The following is a 17,958-nucleotide window of genomic DNA, read 5'->3' as shown; positions in this document are numbered from 1 at the left end:
CAGTTACCTGGTTTTTCCCATGTCATTTTTTCAAGGTGAGAATCATGCAAACTTCTCTTAAACCTCTCGACCAGCAAGTGGTTGTGATTACTGGGGCATCAAGCGGCATAGGCCTTGCTACAGCAATGCTTGCAGCAGAACGGGGGGCAAAGCTCGTTCTTATTGCCCGTAGTGCTAAAACACTCAAGGAACTGGTTTCAAGGATAGCAAACGCGGGAGGGACGGCTATCGATGTTGTCGCGGATGTTGCCGATCGGGAAAAAATGCATCTCGCGGCACAAGCCGCGGTCGACCGTTTTGGTCGCATCGATACCTGGATCAATAACGCAGGTGTAGCAATTTATGGACGTCTCGACGAAGTCAACGAAGCCGACAGCCGGCGTCTTTTCGATACCAACTTCTGGGGTATCGTCAATGGTTCACTTGCTGCCTTGCCTTACCTGAAAAAGTATGGCGGCGCGCTCATAAATGTAGGCAGCGAAACTTCCGAGGCTATCGTGCCTCTTCTGGGAATGTATTCCGCATCCAAGCATGCGGTGAAAGGTTTCACTGATGCATTACGTGTAGAAGTCCAGGAATTCGATAAGGCACCGGTAGTGATTACGCTGATTCAGCCGTCCGCCGTGAATACACCTTTTCCGCAGCATGCCAAGAATTATATGGATAAGGAGCCAAAATTGCCCCCTCCTCTGATCAATCCCGAGCAGGTTGCTGAAGCGATACTGAAAGCAGCTACCGAAGGAGGACGTGACGTAAAAGTCGGTGCAATGGCAGTCGTCAACACGACGATATCCAAGCTGGCGCCGAGCCTCGGAGACAAGATGTCCGCCAAGCGCGGGAGCGGTCAGCGGGAAAGAATCCCACCGCTACATCCAAAAGGCACTTTATATGAACCAGGAGAATCGGGATCGGCACACGGTCATGCATCATCATGAGTTCCATGATGTCAGGAAGCTGTTACGCATCCTTCTTTAATCCCGAGCTTACAAGCCGCTTGATTTTTGGGTTATGTGGGACTCCGTACATAAAACAGCAGATATGGCAATTAAGATGAAATTTGTCTCTGCACCGGAACTGTCTCTGCACCGGAACTCTTCACAGGTCCTTAAATAGCCAGAGATATAGCAAAGATAAGGCTTCCGAAGACATGACAGAACCTCTGGGAGGTAAGCAGATGTTCAACGGGAATTCTCAATATTTTGTACAAGGAGATAAACATGCCTTCATCAAAAAGCGGGGGTGGCAATACCAGCAAGCGGGGTTTCGCTTCCATGGATCAGGAGAAACAACGGGAAATCGCAAGTAAAGGCGGAAAAGCGGCTCATGCGAAAGGCACTGCTCATGAGTTCTCTTCGGAAGAGGCCCGCGAAGCCGGACGGAAAGGTGGCGAAGCATCTCATGGAGGTGGAAGAGGCAGCTCTTCAAGCCGTGGCAATTCATCCAAGCAGCATGGCAAGGCAGGTAACTGAAACGACAAGATCATTAGGTAGGGCTTGCTCAGAGATTCCTTAAATGAAAAGGTGAGTCCATTTACCTTTTTTCCTTCTGAAGTTTATTCTCAGGAGATTTCATGAAACAGTTTTGGACGCTGAAGAAAGCGATTATCTCATCTATAGCGACAACGGCATTTGCTCTAGCAGGGGCAGGGTTGGTGCACGCACAGACGGGTGCCGGGGCGACGACCGGGACACCGAGCCAGGGAGCATCGGGCATGCAGGCGGCGCCGGGTCCATATGACGCCGGCTCGGGAGAAAAAGGTCAATATGATAAAGGCCAGTATGGCCAGAAAGGCGACTGGTCCAAAAAAGGCACCGATATGGATCGGCGGGGAGACGACAGTAGTACGGATTACAGGTCAGGTGGTAGCTCTGCTGGGGGTTCGGGCGGTGGTATAGGGGGTACTGGTAGCGGTTCGGGTGGTAGTTACGGGAGTGGCTCTGGTGGGCACTCGGGTGGTGGCGGCAGCAAGTACTAAAATTACTCAGTGTCAAGGCCAAGTTACGCCAACGCTAACCCGACCAACGCTAATTGGGATTCTGCCCGTTAAGCCAGAGGAAAAACATGTCAAAACGTCTCAACTCAGCTTCATGGCTATGGTGATGGAGGAGGCTGCGATTGCCACTTAATTTAGGATTGCCAAGGGTGGGGATACGGTTTGGGATTACGGCGTGTTCTCCTCAAAGTGTATTGGTTACAGATGGATTCTATTTGCTGTAAGCCAAACCCTTTGTGTATTCGCTGCTTCTTATATGCCAAAAGCACATCTATATGCTTTGTGCGTAAACGAACGGAACATATTAAAAGCTGGAGTAGGATGCTGATACAGCGATTTTGCTGTATTGATATGAAGGAGTAATAAATGAAACACACTTCCATTCTAAAAAACGCTACTTCGTCCATCCTTATGGCCGGCTTGCTATCAGGGTTGGTTGGCTTTGCTCATGCGCAGACTAGCGGGTCTAGTGGCTCCGGCCAAGCGGGTGGCGCAATGTCCGGGCAGGGCGGTTCGACATCCGGAGAAGCGATTACGGGACAAAGGAACCCACAGGGTGACGGCACCACGGACAATACCGGGAAAGGCACATCGGGACAGGATGATTCCTACTCTATGTCTACGAGAAAGAAAGGATCCGGATCAACTGGCCAACAAAGAGGGTCGGGTTCATCTGGATCTGGTTCTGGCGGATCGCAGGGTTCTGGTGGTTCCGGAGGATCGGCTGGCGGTGGCGGATATTAAGAGCTTTGGTTGGGGGGCAGGAATGCTCCCCCTTGAAGAGTTTTGCATTTGCTGTTGATTACGATGGATTTTGGCCTTGCCGGCTTTCCTTATACTCATTTGTCACGCCTTTCTCCGCTCTTCCGCACATCATCAAATACACTCAAACTCCTTCCTGGTTATTCATAGCATCGTGATTACTGCGCGTGGATCTGCAGGCCCCTTATCCGTTGCTGGTAGACGTACACGCGGGCCGGCCTGGGATGGATCAAGTTCTTCCCAAAGTGATTACGATTAAGAGCTGCTATTTTGTTAAGGCGTAAACACGACCCGCACACATCCATCCTCTTTTTTTTGAACATCTCATAACCGCGTGGGAGCGACATCCAATGCAGAAATTCGTCAGGATACTCCTCCACAATTCGGGCGTCCCATTCAAGGCTTTGACCAAGCGGCACGCTAACCCTCCAGTGCTGGCGGTCCTCGCCCATCGTGCTGACTTCGCGAAGTGTTCCATGATCCGCCGCAGATTCTTCGGATCGCGCTAGGAGCGATAGAGTTCAGCCGCGAACTTCCCGATAGTAATGGAGCATCCTACCTCTGGTGCATCCGTGGGAAGCGCCTCGATTTGCGGTGCTTCGGAGCTTTCCACCGTGCTTAGGTCTTGCGATTGTTCATTTATGGTTAAGATCTCATAAGAGCTTTGATTCAGCTACTGCTGCTTAAGGTGATTGTCCTGACCCACATCGTGAACCTGAAGTAACATCGCTCTGTTTATCGAAAAGATCGCAGGCAGCACAATTAGTCATTAACAATAGGGTCCTGGGGGAATGAGATACTGGCTCTTCGCTCAAACATCTCCCCTTCGACCGGGAATGTTCGTCGTAGCCCCAGATATCAGTCTGCGCATTTGTTTTACAGTAGCATCCCAAGAGCTGGTCGATACAATGTTCCGCATTGCTTGAACTTTATCCCGTCGCACCTGTGGTGTTTCCTTCAGCGCGCTTTCGCAAGCGCCAATAAATTCCTCGATGCCGGAAGCGAGGGAAACCGCTCTCCCATAAAGTTCGACAACATCCGCAACGTTCGTGCTTACTATTGGCAGTTCCGCCACCATATATTCCAAGGTTTTGGTAGGGCTGATGAAGCGAGTGGATTCGTTGATCGCGAACGGGAGAAGAGCTACATCCCAACTTGCGAGGAATTGCGGCAGTTCCTCGTAAGGCCGCTGCCCCAGATAATGAATATTTTGACGCTGAGGAAGGGCAGCTGGGTCAATTTCACGACCGGACCAACCATCACTATTTGCCACTCCGCATGTGTATCGGCGATCGCCGCAACAAGGTTCATATCGACCCGCTCATCTATCACCCCGTAATATCCTAGGCGGGGATAAGGCATAGCCTCGTGCGTGCTGTGCCCTTTTCCAGGATCAAGGGCTTGAGAGAAGTGGTTGATATCTACGCTGCTAGGGAAACAGTGAATGTTTGGATGTCGGCCCTGCTTTGCCCGGAAAAGGCTAGGTCCCCCCGTGAACACGATATTGGCGACCTTGAACAAAGCGTTTTCTCGTTGCAATAGCTGCTTCGGTGAGTTCTTGAACGAAGCCAGTTCATCCATGCAGTCGTATACAACGAGGCGCGGGGTTAGCCCATCTATTAAAGGGAGCGCCATCGGGGTATAAAACCACACAATGTAGTCGCTACAGTCAGACACCAATTGGTGGAATAAAGGCTTTAGATAAGGCAGCTGATCGTCATGAAACCCTGCGGCCTTGATCGGAGTACGAGGTTTCCACACCACCACGTTTGGGTGAGGAGTGGAAATCACCGCTAGATGTTCTTTTGGATGGAATACCGGCTCTTCGAAGAAAAAGATTTGATAGTGCTCAGCCAGTCGGGACAATATATGCTGGGGGCGTTGGTATACAAAATCCCAACGCAGGTGTGACAGTACAACAATTGTTTCCATAGTATTTCCCTGGATGGAGTCACCGCTTCGGTATCTTCAGTTATTCCTCCGTCAGGATGGCTTTACGTTCGGCGATTTCAGAGCCGATTTCTTCAAAGTCCATCTTCGCTTTTTCCACCTTAGGGAATATTTCATTCTCTTCTTCTATGTGGTGGTTGACATACTCACCCCGCACAGTGACGGTTGCATCAAACAGGGGATCGAAAACATCATGGATTGGAGCTGGGCGATAAGCTCCTTTGCTACTCCATGTTCCACGGCGGCTTTATTTAACGATCGGTCATCGTCTAGCACATCGCGGGAACTCATTGTGAGTGGTAACTTAACCCCAAGGTCATCATTGTTCTGTTCGCCAAGGCACATTCAGCTTTCCTCCTCCCCCGGATCTTTCAGAATGAATGGGTGATATCAGTAGCACCAATATTTGGAATACTCAAAGGCTTCCCTTTTTGCTCAAGTATTCGAATTTTCTCAATGTATGGTCCCGAACAGAGCGTAAGAATTTAGCGGAGTAGCCTTTGCTATCCGCTCTTGAGAAGGAGAATAAGCGATCGCGAAGCAACCGCATGAGGTTTGGCCGGAAGCAGAGGCTCTCAGGACCAGGTTAACGTGATTGCGAGCAAATTTTCCTTGCTCATCATTTCCTGATTTACTCTCATCAATCTTAGCCAGATGGCCTGAACGGCCTTTACCCCTGTCTTACGCGCTAATTGCGCAGAGGAGAACAAAATGGCACTCAATCTGTTTGAAGACAAAGGTTGTCCGCTGGACAGACAGCGATTTACGTGGAAAGAGCTGGTGCAACCCCCGATCAGCAAGCTCGACGACGACGCTTTCACGCGTGTGCGAGTCATCCTGATGAACGGCATCGAGATGGAAGCGATACGTTTTTCCCATGGATGCGCCCGGATGAACAAGGAATTGCAGCTTCCCCTGGCACAAGTTCGCATCGTGGAACAGCACCAGGCCACGATGGTGAACGGGCTGATAGGCGCGGATCACTCCACGCTCGAAACAACCATAGGGTACGAGCAGGTGGCGATCGAGGTCACCGCGGTTGTCGCTCAGAATGAGCCTGATCCCTACCTTGCCCAGGTGTACCGGTTCGGCATGCTGGAGGATTTCGACCACATGTACCGGTACAGCGCCATGCTGGATCGGCTGGAAGGCAAGGACGCAAACAACATTACGCAATGCTACACGGATATTGTTCCGGGACGTCCCACCATTGTGGAGCATCGTGCACCGCAGGACAACCTGCGGGAACACTACGACCGTGTGCGTGCAGCGCCGATCACGAAATTGAACGCGCTGACCATCATGTCGGCCGAGCAGCAAACGCAGAATTTCTACCTCAACGTTGCGCCGATGTATGCGGACCCGGTAGTGCGGCAGTTGTATGTGGAAATCGCATCCATCGAGGAACAGCACGTGACGCAGTACGAATCCATTATCGACCCGCATGAAACCTGGCTCGAGAAATGGCTGTTGCATGAAGCCAACGAAGTCTACAACTATTACAGCTGTGTGCAGCAGGAATCCAATCCGCGCATCAAGGCCATCTGGGAGCGGTGCCTCGACTATGAGCTGGGACATTTGCAGGTGGCGATGAACATGTTCAAGCAATACGAGCGGCGTGATCCGGCCGAGGTATTGCCGGGGGAATTGCCCGAGCCGATCAAATACGAAAGTCAGCGCGAATTCGTGCGACAGGTACTCAACCAGGAGGTCGATTTGAGGGCGCTCGGTACGCAGTTCGTGGATAAATCACAGGAGGGTGAGGCGTCGCAACAATACCGGGCTCAGCTGAATTCCTCGGGCTCGCCAACCGATACGGTTTCCGCGGGCTACCAATGGTGGCCGGGTACGGAGCTTGTTCGCGGCAAGGAAATGGCTTTTAAAGAGGAATACGCCGCCGCCGATACGAAGACCATCCGGTAATTTTCCGGAGACAGACATCAGGAGGTCAGCATGGAAAAAACGACAGTTTTAGGAAAAAATCGAACCGGCATCGATATGTCCCCCATCGACGCCAAGGAAATGATTGCGCTCGCCAAAATCACCCCACCTTCCTCTAGGGGCGATGAACAGGCGATTGCGGAAATGCGGAGCCAGTATATTCGCGAAGCTGAAGTTATTGGTTCGATTCCCCCGCCAGGTACTCTGAAAGGCATGGCCAGCACTGCCCTGGAAAAGTTGACAGGCAAGAATCCGGAGGCGTTCATTGACAAGCTTGGCTGCAGGCTTGCTTTCGAGCGGGCGGGAGTCAGGCTCTACGATGCGCTCATCACCAAGTGTGCGGCTTCACCTGACAGTTCCATTGTTCCCATCGAGAGGCTGCGTGAATTCCGCAACGAGGAACTGGAGCATTTCAAGCTGGTGGAAAGAGCCCTTCGTTCGATTGGCGCTGACCCGACAGCACAAACCCCTTCCGCTGACGTAGATGGAATGGCTTCGATCGGGCTCGTTCAGGTCCTGACTGATCCACGCACGTCGGTCGCTCATTGCCTGGAAGCAATACTTATTGCGGAGCTTGCGGATAATGATGCATGGCAGCTGCTCATTGCGCTCACGGAAAAGATGGGCATGGAGGATATGGCACAGGATTTCCAGCATGCGCTGCGCGAGGAGGATGAGCATCTTGCTCATATCCGTCAGTGGTTCAAGCAGATGGTGATGGAGGATGCGGCGGTCACATCCTGACCTCATTGGGGATAGAAGGACCGGTCCACTCCTCTGGCCGACCGAGTCAATTGTAGAGCGCTTGGTTTGAGAGGCAGTGGTTAATGCAATCGAACGATATCCATTTCCCATCAAACACGCATGCTGGCGCAGCCTCGCGCCTGCACTATATTCACATTGGTCCGCACTTTGAATTGTTCAGCGTAGGCGCAGACTGTACCGAAGTGCGAGTCCATTACTAAAGTATCAACATGGATACGGATAAGAGTTTAACTCCCTGTAGTAATACAGGTAAAAGGCGAGATTGCTAGGGGACGTGTAGATGGGGGAGCAGGATAACAGGCTTTTCGAAGAGTTGGCGCTATGGGGCGGCCTGGAATGCACGGTGAATCGTGTTTCGGATGAGTATTTCAGTCAAATGGAACGCAACGGCCATGCTGAACGGTTATGCGACCTGGAGAGATTCGCCTCATTGGGGATTCGGGCGATACGCTACCCGGTTCTATGGGAGCATCTGGCGCCCCAGGGGCTTGACCAGATCGACTGGGCGTGGCCGGATGTCCGACTGGTCGAATTGCGGGAGCGAGGCATTACTCCAATTGCAGGTCTCGTCCACCACGGTAGCGGCCCGCAATATACCAGCCTGGTCGATCCCGAGTTTGCGGACAAGCTCGCTGCTTTTGCGGGTGCCGTAGCCCGGCGTTACCCCTGGATCGAGTACTACACACCTATTAATGAGCCGCTGACAACCGCCCGTTTCAGCGGTTTATACGGGGTGTGGTATCCGCATGGATGTGATGACCGGACGTTTATCGAGGCACTATTGAATCAGTGCCGCGCGATTGTTTTATCCATGCGGGCTATTCGCCAGATCAACCCCGATGCAAAGCTCGTACAGACGGACGACCTGGGAAAAACCTATAGCACTCCCGAACTAGCGGAACTCGCTGAGTTTTATAACTACCGCCGATGGTTGGCCTGGGATCTGCTATGCGGAAAAATTGGGCAAGAGCATCCGCTGTGGAACTATCTCATCAGTACAGGAATCGAGCCATCCCAATTTTTGTGGTTCAAGGATAACGTCTGCAAACCCAATATCATTGGTGTCAATTATTACATTACTAGCGAGCGCTGGCTGGATCATCGCATTGAAAAGTATCCAGGATGGCATATTACGCATTATGCCGGCCACCGTTTTGCTGATCTTGAACCTGTACGGGTTCTGGCGACGCCTACAGCGGGGATTGGACCGCTGCTTGCGGAAGCATGGGAACGATATCGGTTGCCGCTCGCCGTGACCGAAGCGCATATGGGCGCGGGCCGTGAAGACCAGATGCGGTGGTTGCTTGAGATCTGGAAAGCGGCCAAGAGCGCCCGCCACGACGGCATCGACATTTGCGCAGTAACGGTATGGGCCTTACTGGGCTCCTACGATTGGAACTGCCTTGTCACTGCATGCAAGGGATATTACGAGCCGGGCCCTTTCGATGTTCGCTCATCTGTTCCGCGTCCAACGGCGGTTGCCACCCTTGTAAAGGAACTGGGCGCAGGTGTGCAGCCTGCTCACCCCGTTCTGAAAGGGCAGGGCTGGTGGCGGCGCCCCAGCCGTTTCCTCTACAAGCCAGTGGCGACCCAAGCTGCTGTTGCCTCTCTTTATCCCGAGCACCAGGACGCAAGAAATGGCAACATGCAGCCAATCCTTGTTACCGGGGCGACCGGAACGCTCGGGCGTGCGTTCGCAACCATCTGTGAGCAGCGCAATCTTGCCTGCAGATTGCTCAACCGGCAGGAAATGGACATTGCCGAGCGCACCTCGGTCGAGGCAGCTGTTGCGCGTTACCAGCCATGGGCAATCATCAATGCGAGCGGCTACGTCAATGTTGATAAGGCTGAAAATGATATGGATCGCTGCTTCCGGGAGAATACGATTGGGCCGTCCGTCCTCGCCGATATCTGCCAGAAGGAGGGCGTTCAACTGCTGACGTTCTCTAGCGATCTCGTATTCGATGGCGGGAGGACATCTCCCTACCTTGAAAGCGATGCAGTCGTTCCATTAAATTGCTATGGCCGGAGCAAAGCGGAGGCGGAGCGCAAGGTACTTGATCGCTATCCTGAAGCCCTGGTCGTACGCACCAGCGCATTCTTCGGGCCGTGGGACATCTACAATTTTGTTACGCTTGCCTTGAAGACCCTCATAGCCCGCAGGAGGTTTGTTGCCTCGACAGACATTACGGTATCGCCCACCTACGTTCCCGACCTCGTGAGTGTGTGCCTTGACCTGCTTATCGATAAGGAAGCCGGGGTATGGCATCTGACGAACGGCGAGCCTATCACATGGCTCGGGCTTGCTCTCAGGGCGGCCGAAAAAGCGGGTGGTATTGATACGAGCAACTTGGACGGACGCACGCGGGATAAACTGGGCTACATAGCCATTCGCCCTTTTTATAGTGCGTTGTCGAGTGAGCGGGGAATTCTTTTGCCTACGCTGGATGATGCGCTTGATCGTTACATAGAATTCAGGCGTACACAGGCTTCGATGGAATTGGGGCAGATTAAAGCGACACTGTAAACGGTCGAATATTGATATTAATTGCGCCGGTTGAGCCTCTTTGAGATCGCCACGTCGCAAAATACCTATAACTTAGGAAAAAGAAACTCATTTCCTTTACCCGATCCGGCGTAACTTCAATCAGTAGTTCATATTAAAGCACAATCGAGTCTCCCAGCCGCCCTCTGATCAGTTACTCCCTTAATCTCTTCCAAACCTCAAAGGCGCATTATGTTTGCATTTTTCGAGCAACGTATTCGGCCTACTGCCATACCTGAAAAATCTCCGCCTCCAGGTTTATTGCCGTTCTACTGGCACTTCGTCAGCCAGACCAAGGGCCTCTACGGAGCGTTACTTGCAACCGGCCTGGCAGTGGCGCTCATAGACACCCTGATTCCCGTCTTTATCGGACATCTCGTCGATTTGATGGAAGCAACCGATCGGGCCGCGGAATTGCAGAAAGCCGCGCCCACGCTGGTCGCCATGGTTCTGCTGGTGCTGGTTGGGCGGCCCGCCATTATCTTAATAGACAGCCTCATACGCCACAATGCCGTCGTGCCCGGTGTGACCAGCCTGATTCGCTGGCAGAGCCACTGGCACGTGATACGCCAAAGCTGGTCACTCTTTCAGAATGACTTTGCGGGACGTATTGCCAATCGGGTGATGCACACATGCGATGCAATGCGGGAGTGCGTAGTGGCTGGAATCCATGCAGTTTGGTACATCACAGTATACGGCTTTTCCGCTTTACTGCTGATGGCAGATGCGGACTGGCGATTGGGGGCTCCGACTGCGGTATGGTTGGTGGCGTATGTATTTTTCTTGCGCTACTTTGTCCCGCGGATGCGGGATCTCTCCCGGACCAGCAGCGAGCGGCACTCGTTGCTGATGGGCCGGGTGGTCGACAGCTATACCAATATTCTCACTGTGAAGCTGTTCTCGCGCGCCAGCGACGAAGATGCGTATGTCCGCGAGGCGGTCGATGACCACACCGCAGCTATCGCCACGCACATGCGTTTGATTACCAAGTTTACCACGACATTATCATTACTTAACGCTCTTCTGCTGATAACGACATCGGCTATCGGCATCATGCTTTGGGCACGTGGAGACCTTGAGGCGGGGGTGGTGGCAATGGCGATTCCCCTTGCGTGGACGATCGCCAATACCGCGGGATGGGTGAGCTGGGAAATGAACAGGGCTTTTGAGAACATGGGGACTGTACAGGATGGGATGCAAACCATTGCGGTAACGGACGCGGTGGTTGATATGCCGACAGCGGTTTCCCTGGATGCGAATCAGGTGCGAGGTGAAATCCGTTTTGAAAGGCTAACCTTTACTTATGGCCGCAGTGATGGCCGGACGGTGCTGGACAGCCTTAACTTCGTCATTCGTCCTGGGGAACGGGTGGGACTGGTAGGCAGCTCGGGTGCCGGCAAATCGACATTGATCAACCTGTTAATGCGTTTTTACGAGATCGAGACCGGGAACATCCGGATAGATGGTAATGATATTCGAGAGGTGACGCAGGAGAGTCTGCGGCGCGCAATAGGCGTTGTGGCGCAGGACACTTCCCTGCTTCACCGCTCAGTCGCGGAAAACATTGCTTATGGCACCCCAGGCGCAACACAGACGCAGATAGAGGAGGCTGCACGGCGGGCGCAAGCACATGATTTCATTATTACCCAACGGGACTGGATCGGACGTACCGGCTACGATGTCCATGTTGGCGAACGGGGCGTCAAGCTCAGCGCGGGTCAGCGGCAACGCATCGCTATTGCACGCGTCATACTTAAAAACGCTCCCATCCTGATACTGGACGAGGCGACCTCCGCGCTGGATAGCGAGGTGGAGCTGGCGATTCAGGATCAGTTGATGGGGCTGATGGAAGGCAAGACGGTAATTGCAATCGCACACCGGTTATCCACAATTGCATGTCTGGACCGATTGCTCGTCTTGAACGAAGGCCGCATCGTCGAACAGGGAACGCATGACGAGTTGCTTCAGCTTGGTGGCCAATATGCAATGCTATGGCGGCATCAGTCAGGTGGGTTTCTGTGAGAGCTCAGATGTAAGCTGCCAGCCATCGGAATATTATTCAGTTTTCACTATGCGTTTCTCTACTCGACAGTAATACCCTCTCTCCATTTCCTTCCTTCTTTATGCTTTTGATCGTGAGGCTGCTTTGTCTTCAGTAGCCTAAAAAAGTATCTTCTCCGTAAACTTGTAATGTGCCTGGTCGTTATAGCCCGCTGAACGGCGAGTGCTTATGAAACATTCGCTATTGCGGGAACAGAAATCAAAACGTCCCTGAATTCGATCTATTGCCGAATTGCGCCTCGGGTAATCTGCTCGCCGTTACACAACCCGTAAAAAACGCTTTCTTACGCTTTTCCGAGATTTAAATGACGACCAAAACGATGTTCAGGCCTCGGGTTTGCAGAGATGCGAAATTGATTCCAATCCGCAATGCCTGACCCCTAGTCAGACTCTGTGCCTTTTCCTTTTTCCACTTTGAGGTTTTTACATGTTCGCTTTTTTTGAGCAGCGCGTTCGGCCCACTGTCGTCCCTAAAAAATCCCCACCCTCGGAGCTGCTAGCATTTTATTGGCACTTTATCAGCCAGACGAAAGGTTTATATGCGGCCCTGTTTGCTACCGGATTAGCCGTAGCTCTCATCGACACGCTAATTCCCGTTTTCATTGGACGCCTTGTAGAGGTGATGGAGGCGACCGCGAGAGTTGCCGCATTGCGGGATGCAACTTCAATGCTATTCGGCATGGCATTGCTGGTGCTGATCGCCAGGCCGCTCGCGATTCTGATCGATAGTCTTGTGCGTCACAACGCCGTAGTGCCTGGAGTAACCAGCATGATCCGCTGGCAGAGTCACTGGCACGTCATCCGGCAGAGCTGGTCGCTCTTTCAGAACGATTTTGCTGGACGCATGGCAAACCGTGTAATGCACATGGGGGATGCGGTGCGCGAATGTGTGGTGTCGAGCATTCACGCGATCTGGTACATCGCGGTGTATGGTGTTTCTTCGTTGTGGCTGATGAGCGAGGCGGACTGGCGGCTTGCGATCCCCACGGTGTTATGGTTCATCGCATACGTATTTTTTCTGCGGTACTTCGTGCCGCGCATGCGCGACCTGGCAAGAAGCAGCAGCGAGCGACGTTCTGCGGTAATGGGGCGTGTGGTGGATAGCTATAGCAACATTCTCACCGTTAAGCTGTTCTCGCGTGCGAGCGACGAAGACGCTTACGTGCGCGAAGCAATCGAACATCATACGATGGCCATTGCCGCTCACATGCGTATGATCACAAAATTTTCCACCACATTATCCCTGCTCAATGCGCTTCTGCTAGCAGGCACGACCGCGATCGGCATCATGTTGTGGTCCCAAGGAAGGCTTGACGCGGCTGCAGTAGCTATGGCTGTGCCGTTGGCCTGGACGATCGCCAGTGCGGCGGGATGGGTCAGCTGGGAACTGAATCGGGCTTTTGAACACATGGGCGTGGTCCAGGAGGGCATGCAAACCGTTGCCGTGACGAACGCTCTGGCCGACAAGCCCGATGCGCATGAACTGGATGCCAGCGAAGTACGTGGAGAAATCCGTTTCGAGAGATTGACCTTCACATTCGGCCGGAGCGACGGCCGCAAGGTGCTTGACAGTCTCAATTGTGTCATTCGTCCGGGTGAGCGCGTGGGGCTGGTAGGCAGTTCGGGCGCTGGCAAATCCACGTTGATCAATTTGCTGTTGCGCTTCTACGAGATGGAGTCAGGCAGTATCCGGGTCGATGGACAGGATATCCGCGAAGTGACGCAGGAGAGCCTACGTCGTTGCATCGGCGTCGTAGCGCAGGATGTGTCCCTTCTGAATCGCTCCATTGCCGAAAATATTGCCTATGGCAGCCCGGGAGCAACCTGGGAACAGATTGAGGCGGCCGCCCAGCGCGCCCAAGCGCACGACTTCATCATGAGCCAGAGGGATTGGCTGGGACGCACCGGCTACGACGCGCACGTAGGCGAGCGTGGCGTCAAGCTCAGCGGCGGGCAGAAACAGCGTATTGCCATCGCCCGCGTCATGCTCAAGGACGCTCCGATCCTGATACTGGATGAAGCTACCTCGGCCCTCGATAGTGAAGTGGAGCTTGCGATTCAGGATCAGTTGATGGGGCTGATGGAAGGCAAGACAGTGATTGCGATTGCACACCGCTTATCTACCATTGCTTGCCTAGACCGATTGCTGGTGCTCAAGGATGGATCTATCGTCGAGGAGGGCACGCACGAGGAGCTTCTCAGGCAGGGTGGCCAGTACGCCATGCTCTGGCGACATCAGTCGGGAGGGTTTCTTTGATTTGTGGAAACGGGATGGTATTGATGAAAGGTTTTCGCTGCTATCTGCTTTTTCTTGTTATATAAATATACAAAACGCGCTTCGCCCCTTGATTCCCTTCTTTCAATTGAAACCCGTTTCCCGATAAGAGTTTCGAAGGTGAAGGGGAGGAAGCGCCAAGCAGACAGATGGTTCAGGATTTCGTATCCTCACCTTACTTATCCCCACGAAGCGGTTTTTAGGTAACGCTGGAAGCCGCTTCCAATCCACATACTCAAATTCTGGGCAGGTGGTCATAGACTTTTCCACAGCGACGCTCGCAGCTCCCTATTATATATAGGGCAAGAGCGTGCGGCGCGGTGGAAAAGCGATCTGATTTTATCGCATCAGCCTGAAACGATCTTCAAAGAGAACGGCGAACTGATTCATGGCCTGTTATGGCCTGTTTCCAGTCGGGGGCAGCACGCCTCAATCTGCAGTAATATTGCGCAGCGCCAGAAAGATCAGCTTTGTAGCTGCCTCATCACTTGGGAAATGGCTGGGCGTCTTGATGATCCTGCGCAGTCTGGCATGTACGCTCTCGATAGCGTTGGTCGTGTAGATGACGTGGCGGATTTGCGGCGGAAAGGCAAAGAATGGAATGACGTGTGTCCATGCTCTTCGCCAGTTTGCTGCCACGGTCGGGAATTTCTGCCCCCACGGCCCTTGCTCGAACACGTCCAGGCCATATTACTATTGCCGCCAATGAAACCAATATTCATGGTGATTTGTGTCTGCGAATCTGTCCGAAAAATTGGGATATAACTTTTAGAACTCGGCATGGACTCTAAGCCCATAAATATTCACAGGGCCGCGATCGGCATTGAAACCAGGGTTGGTAATATGCTGATAGTCGGCGGTCACCCAAAGAGAACCTAGCACATTGACGCTATAGAAAATGTCCACTACGTCCTCCACGTGTGCCTTGATCCGGCCATCCCCGATAAATCCGTCGATGCCTCCCATATTCAAGTACTTGGCATGCTGGCTCGAAATCCAGCCCGCGGCGAATCCAATGCCAAGCAAATCTCTGTCCCGCCCCCAACGGAAGCCGTTAACCAGAGCGCCAAGTGAAATCGATCTGTCGGTAGAGGTATAGGAATACACTTCAGTTTTGCCGTCGCTGTACATTCCGCGAAAGAATAAACCGACGCCGTCCAGCACTTGCTGCTCAATATTGATCCCTATGCCTATCTTGTCGTTCGGTTTGCGCGCCCAGCATAAATCCGGTGCTCCTGCATTACCTGATCCGTAATTGAAGCCCGTACAGGTGGTGGCATTTTTATTGGGATCGAAACGGAAGGCAGCAATGGCGTCGCTAAATTTACCCATGTTTTCATGATTGCGGTAAGCCAGTACTCTGACAGCACCGGGATGGCCATTCAACAAATGGCGGCGTTCAACTTCAACCTGCTGTCCGTAATATTTGAATACCCTCATATCGAGAGGGAGTTGATTGGGATTGATGGAGGTGGCTACATGGGCGAAGCGTATCGTCCAATCATCATAAAAATATTCTGCTGCCCCACCCCAGGTATATCCCCGTGCATCTGCCGCAAAATCGAAGGCTGCATAGGTCATGAAGGCCATGTTTAAAAATTGCCGGCGAAGGTCGCCCGAGTATGAATTCTTGTCGAAGAAATCGATCACGCTGAAATTGCCGAATCTGACGACGAGGCGCCTGCTATCCACCGTTGTTCCTAGCTGCATCGGTTCGGAAGTGAGTTGTATGCGATCTCCCCCAAACCCGAAGGTCTGCTTGAAAAACAGCCGCGACTGGTAATAGATTGGGGTTTCGGAGCCGCCTTTTTGCAGTTCGAAATTCTGTATGACTCCACCCAGCCCTTTCAAGTCCGATAAGGGCCGCATGGATATCAGCTCTGGCACATAATAAATCTCCCCACCATGCCATGTCTTGAGCCCCAGGTACAGCGTGGCTGTTCCGGTAAAGCTTCTTTCGCTTCCCGGCAATAATGAGTTGATACTTCCGTTCAGGTTGGTATACGAAGCCGGAAATCCACTTTTCCAACTGGAAATGTAGGTGAACTGGCCATAAGCATTCCAGCGCTCGTCTTTCAGGTCGTGGAGTCCTTTTTTCGCCAGTACATTCATAAAATCTAACTCGTCCTCAAAGCGCGGCTCCGGTTCAGTAACCCCGGCTTGTACCTGCACGACCGAAAATAGCAGATAGCAGAGAAGAGATATTTTGAATAAAAGCGATGTTGCTCCGAAGTTCCTCGAACCTAGAATAGTGCGCCAATCTGCCTTGTATATAATCGACGGTTGGCATAGAATTTTTTTGCAGGATATCATTGCCCCTATCGCTCCACAGCAATTTATAATTTTAATTATGCTGGCTAATGTAGCTATCAGATCAGATGAGCATCGATTAATTGCAGCACTGGCCGAGGGCCCTTGGAACCATTCGTTGGTAAGCAGTTGGATAGCCTGGCAGGGTGAAATGGAGCCAAATTGAAAATCCGAGTTTGCTGATCAATGGCGCATAAGAGTGCCATAGGGGCGCTATTCCTCCCATTTGCATATTTTCAGCTTTTTTTCTGACTTATTTTTGCTAGGTTCAGGACTCATTAATTGAGATAGAAGATGACGGTTGCGGCAATGCAGATGGCTGAGAAGAAGGTATGGGCGCAGCGGTCGTAGCGCATGGCGATCCTGCGCCAGTCCTTGAGCCGCCCGAACATGTTCTCGATCCTGGGCCTTTGCGTGTAGAGGGTCTTGTCGTATTCGATCTGAATTTTGCGGTTCCTTTTTGCCGGTATGCAGGGCGTTATGCCTTTGGTCCGCAACGCTGCCCGGAACCAGTCGGCCTCATAGCCGCGGGCTGCAATCAGGGTTTTGGCCTTGGGCAATGACGGCAGCAGCACGCGTGCTCCCTTGTAATCGCTCATCTGCCCTTCGGACAGGAACATGGCCACAGGCTTGCCCTGAGCGTTGCAGACCACATGAAGCTTCGAGTTCAGGCCGCCCTTGGCGCGACCGATACGGCGGGGAATATCCCCTTTTTTAGCAGGCTGGCTGCCGTGCGGTGAGCCTTCAGATGGGTGGCGTCGATATCAACTGCCCGGCCTTCTCCTCTTTACCGGCCAGTTCCGCAAAGATGCGGTTGAACACGCCCAGTCGGCTCCAGCGCGCGAAACGGTTATACAGCGTCTTGTGCGGCCCGTATTCCTGGGTGCATCCTTCCATTGCAGACCATTGCGGATGACGTAGATGATTCCGCTGATCACCCGCAGATCGTCAACCGGGCAACCCCGTGGGACAAGGGAAAATAAGGCTTTATACGGTTGAACTGTGTTTCGGACAGGTAAAACAGATCCTCATGGCGAACCTCCACCATAAGTGAATCACAACCAGCCCCGTTCGTGAATCCTCAAATTAATAGGTCCTGAACCTAGATAGTGTAGTCACGAGTCTCCGCACATGAGAGACTTGGCGAGTCAGGAAAGGAGACTCGTATGAAGGATTCGAAGCCCGCATACTGCCGCCACGATATATCCGATGAGACCTGGACCTTGCTGGAGCCATGGGGCGGCATTGCCGAGGACAATCGCCGTTTCATCGATGCTGTATTCTGGATATTACGAACAGGAGCGCCTTGGCGGGATCTTCCGTTGGAGTACGGAGGGTGGAGCAACACGCACCGCC

The 17,958-nt window shown here is 52.7% G+C and carries 14 protein-coding genes and 2 pseudogenes; 10 read left to right on the top strand and 6 right to left on the bottom strand.

All coding sequences use genetic code 11. The features are described 5' to 3' along the window. The first annotated feature begins 44 nt into the window (after nt 1-44). The 3 genes from AC52W5_RS14395 (at nt 45) to AC52W5_RS14385 (ending at nt 1,975) form a co-directional block, all read left to right on the top strand. Nucleotides 45-935 carry an SDR family oxidoreductase gene (locus AC52W5_RS14395; protein ID WP_495671506.1) on the top strand — a complete coding sequence of 297 codons (891 nt, stop codon included), beginning with the start codon at nt 45-47 and terminating at the stop codon, nt 933-935. A gap of 282 nt (nt 936-1,217) precedes the next feature. Then, nucleotides 1,218-1,469, top strand: a complete 252-nt coding sequence (locus tag AC52W5_RS14390) for a KGG domain-containing protein (RefSeq protein WP_495671505.1) — start codon at nt 1,218-1,220, stop codon at nt 1,467-1,469. A gap of 101 nt (nt 1,470-1,570) precedes the next feature. Next, entirely contained in the window at nt 1,571-1,975 is a 405-nt protein-coding gene (locus tag AC52W5_RS14385; RefSeq protein ID WP_495671504.1) for a hypothetical protein, read from the top strand. 1,591 nt (nt 1,976-3,566) lie between these two features. On the opposite strand, the gene AC52W5_RS14380 is transcribed toward AC52W5_RS14385, so the two are convergent. Genes AC52W5_RS14380 through AC52W5_RS14370 form a run of 3 tightly spaced genes read right to left on the bottom strand, consistent with a single transcriptional unit; the run spans nt 3,567 to nt 4,862 of the window. Then, a complete protein-coding gene (locus AC52W5_RS14380) occupies nt 3,567-3,953 on the bottom strand; it encodes a glycosyltransferase (protein ID WP_495671606.1) in 387 nt (128 codons plus the stop codon). Then, nucleotides 3,899-4,687, bottom strand: a complete 789-nt coding sequence (locus AC52W5_RS14375) for a glycosyltransferase family protein (RefSeq protein WP_495671608.1) — start codon at nt 4,685-4,687, stop codon at nt 3,899-3,901. Before AC52W5_RS14375 ends, AC52W5_RS14380 begins: the two co-directional genes overlap by 55 nt. A 40-nt stretch (nt 4,688-4,727) precedes the next feature. Next, entirely contained in the window at nt 4,728-4,862 is a 135-nt protein-coding gene (locus tag AC52W5_RS14370) for a hypothetical protein (protein ID WP_495671503.1), read from the bottom strand. Between the two features lie 554 nt (nt 4,863-5,416). On the opposite strand from AC52W5_RS14370, the gene AC52W5_RS14365 reads away from it, so the two are divergent. The 5 genes from AC52W5_RS14365 to AC52W5_RS14345 all read left to right on the top strand — a co-directional run bounded on the left by AC52W5_RS14365 (nt 5,417) and on the right by AC52W5_RS14345 (nt 14,274). Continuing rightward, complete coding sequence (locus AC52W5_RS14365) at nt 5,417-6,628, top strand: hypothetical protein (protein ID WP_495671502.1); 1,212 nt, start codon at nt 5,417-5,419, stop codon at nt 6,626-6,628. 30 nt (nt 6,629-6,658) lie between these two features. Further along, nucleotides 6,659-7,390, top strand: a complete 732-nt coding sequence (locus AC52W5_RS14360; protein ID WP_495671501.1) for a ferritin-like domain-containing protein — start codon at nt 6,659-6,661, stop codon at nt 7,388-7,390. 301 nt (nt 7,391-7,691) lie between these two features. Continuing rightward, complete coding sequence (locus AC52W5_RS14355) at nt 7,692-9,938, top strand: sugar nucleotide-binding protein (RefSeq protein WP_495671500.1); 2,247 nt, start codon at nt 7,692-7,694, stop codon at nt 9,936-9,938. A gap of 210 nt (nt 9,939-10,148) precedes the next feature. Further along, a complete protein-coding gene (locus AC52W5_RS14350) occupies nt 10,149-11,978 on the top strand; it encodes an ABC transporter ATP-binding protein (RefSeq protein ID WP_495671499.1) in 1,830 nt (609 codons plus the stop codon). 466 nt (nt 11,979-12,444) lie between these two features. After that, nucleotides 12,445-14,274, top strand: coding sequence for an ABC transporter ATP-binding protein (locus tag AC52W5_RS14345; protein WP_495671498.1), 1,830 nt, complete (start codon nt 12,445-12,447; stop codon nt 14,272-14,274). Between the two features lie 357 nt (nt 14,275-14,631). On the opposite strand, the pseudogene AC52W5_RS14340 reads toward AC52W5_RS14345, so the two are convergent. Together AC52W5_RS14340 and AC52W5_RS14335 are read right to left on the bottom strand one after the other, a co-directional pair. Continuing rightward, nucleotides 14,632-14,976, bottom strand: a pseudogene (locus tag AC52W5_RS14340) (transposase); the annotation flags it as partial. An 84-nt stretch (nt 14,977-15,060) separates the two neighbouring features. Next, entirely contained in the window at nt 15,061-16,404 is a 1,344-nt protein-coding gene (locus AC52W5_RS14335; RefSeq protein ID WP_495671497.1) for a carbohydrate porin, read from the bottom strand. 94 nt (nt 16,405-16,498) lie between these two features. Between AC52W5_RS14335 and AC52W5_RS14330 the strand changes: the two genes are divergently transcribed. After that, a complete protein-coding gene (locus AC52W5_RS14330) occupies nt 16,499-16,768 on the top strand; it encodes a hypothetical protein (RefSeq protein ID WP_495671496.1) in 270 nt (89 codons plus the stop codon). A gap of 112 nt (nt 16,769-16,880) precedes the next feature. Here AC52W5_RS14330 and AC52W5_RS14325 read toward each other — a convergent pair. Then, nucleotides 16,881-17,650, bottom strand: a pseudogene (locus AC52W5_RS14325) (IS5 family transposase). Between the two features lie 118 nt (nt 17,651-17,768). Here AC52W5_RS14325 and AC52W5_RS14320 point away from each other — a divergent pair. Further along, nucleotides 17,769-17,958: transposase (locus AC52W5_RS14320; RefSeq protein WP_495671495.1), on the top strand; the 190-nt coding region annotated here is incomplete at its 3' end.

Source organism: Nitrosospira sp. CT, from assembly GCF_059489795.1.
This window is presented reverse-complemented; position numbering and strand designations above follow the sequence as displayed.

What these genes read in the sequence shown, in the direction of transcription:
- AC52W5_RS14335 (WP_495671497.1), bottom strand. Translation starts at nt 16,404, where the DNA reads ATGAATGTACTGGCGAAAAAAGGACTCCACGACCTGAAAGACGAGCGC.
- AC52W5_RS14390 (WP_495671505.1), top strand. Translation starts at nt 1,218, where the DNA reads ATGCCTTCATCAAAAAGCGGGGGTGGCAATACCAGCAAGCGGGGTTTC.
- AC52W5_RS14395 (WP_495671506.1), top strand. Translation starts at nt 45, where the DNA reads ATGCAAACTTCTCTTAAACCTCTCGACCAGCAAGTGGTTGTGATTACT.
- AC52W5_RS14345 (WP_495671498.1), top strand. Translation starts at nt 12,445, where the DNA reads ATGTTCGCTTTTTTTGAGCAGCGCGTTCGGCCCACTGTCGTCCCTAAA.
- AC52W5_RS14365 (WP_495671502.1), top strand. Translation starts at nt 5,417, where the DNA reads ATGGCACTCAATCTGTTTGAAGACAAAGGTTGTCCGCTGGACAGACAG.
- AC52W5_RS14385 (WP_495671504.1), top strand. Translation starts at nt 1,571, where the DNA reads ATGAAACAGTTTTGGACGCTGAAGAAAGCGATTATCTCATCTATAGCG.
- AC52W5_RS14355 (WP_495671500.1), top strand. Translation starts at nt 7,692, where the DNA reads ATGGGGGAGCAGGATAACAGGCTTTTCGAAGAGTTGGCGCTATGGGGC.
- AC52W5_RS14360 (WP_495671501.1), top strand. Translation starts at nt 6,659, where the DNA reads ATGGAAAAAACGACAGTTTTAGGAAAAAATCGAACCGGCATCGATATG.
- AC52W5_RS14375 (WP_495671608.1), bottom strand. Translation starts at nt 4,687, where the DNA reads ATGGAAACAATTGTTGTACTGTCACACCTGCGTTGGGATTTTGTATAC.
- AC52W5_RS14350 (WP_495671499.1), top strand. Translation starts at nt 10,149, where the DNA reads ATGTTTGCATTTTTCGAGCAACGTATTCGGCCTACTGCCATACCTGAA.